The following is a 1208-nucleotide window of genomic DNA, read 5'->3' as shown; positions in this document are numbered from 1 at the left end:
GTCTCCCGAACCCGATCCACCAACGCACGGAACGTCGGATCACCCGACACATCCGTCCGCAACACCAACGTATTGATGAACAACCCCACCAAGTCATCCACCGCATCATCACCACGACCCGCGATCGGCGTCCCGATCGGAACGTCCTCACCCGCACCCGAACGCGTCAACAACACCGCCAACGCCGCCTGCAACACCATGAACACACTCGACCGCGACTCCCGAGCAAACCCCGCCAACCGCACCGACAACTCCACCGGAACCTCAAAATCCACCCGCGCACCACGATACGAAGCCACCGCCGGACGCACCCGATCCCACGGCAACTCCAACTCCACCGGAGCCCCCGCCAACCGATCCGCCCAATACGCCAACTGCCCCGACACCACACTCCCCGCATCAGCCTCAGACCCCAAAAACTCCCGCTGCCACAACGCATAATCCGCATACTGCACCGGCAACCCCACCCACACCGGCACCACACCCCGCAACCGCGCCTCATACGCCACCGTCAAATCCCGCACCAACGGACGCAACGACCACCCATCCGTCGCAATGTGATGACACACCAACGACAACACGAAATCCTCAGACCCCAACTCAAACAACACCACCCGCAACGGCAACTCCGAACCCAAATCAACCGGCCGTGCAGCCACTTCCGACAGCCGCTGCCCGAGTTCCCCTTCCGACACCGCCTCCTCCTGCCACGGCACCTCAACCCCCGGATCCAGCACCACCTGGAAGGCACCCTCGGCGTCCTCGGCGAACACCGTCCGCAACACCTCATGCCGGGACACCACATCACCCACAGCCGCGCGCAACGCCACACGGTCCACCGCCCCGCCCAACCGCACCGCCATCGGCACGTTATACGTCCCCGACGGACCCTCCAGACCATGCAGGAACCACAACCGCTCCTGCCCGAACGACAACGGAAGCCGCTCCGGACGCACCCGCGCCACCACCCCCGAACGACCCACCACCGCACCATCCAACACCCGACTCAAACCCGCCACCGAAGGCGTCTCGAACAACTGCCGAATCGACAGCTCAACCCCCAACACCGACCGCACCCGACCCACCAACCGCGTCGCCAACAGCGAATGACCACCCAGATCGAAGAACCCATCATCGATCCCCACCCGCTCCACACCCAACACATCCGCGAACAGACCACACAGGATCTCCTCACGCGGCGAACGAGG

Annotated in this window: 1 protein-coding gene; it reads right to left on the bottom strand. The window is 64.2% G+C overall.

Annotation, left to right across the window (positions count from 1 at the left end; genetic code table 11):
- Nucleotides 1-1208, bottom strand: a 1208-nt coding sequence (locus tag ACFV9T_RS42720) for a condensation domain-containing protein (RefSeq protein WP_385449290.1), incomplete at both ends; no start/stop codon positions are given.

Source organism: Streptomyces sp. NPDC059850 (assembly GCF_042731515.1).
Lineage (GTDB): Bacteria > Actinomycetota > Actinomycetes > Streptomycetales > Streptomycetaceae > Streptomyces.
The sequence above is the reverse complement of the archived record's forward strand: the minus strand, read 5'-3'. Positions and strand labels throughout refer to the sequence as shown.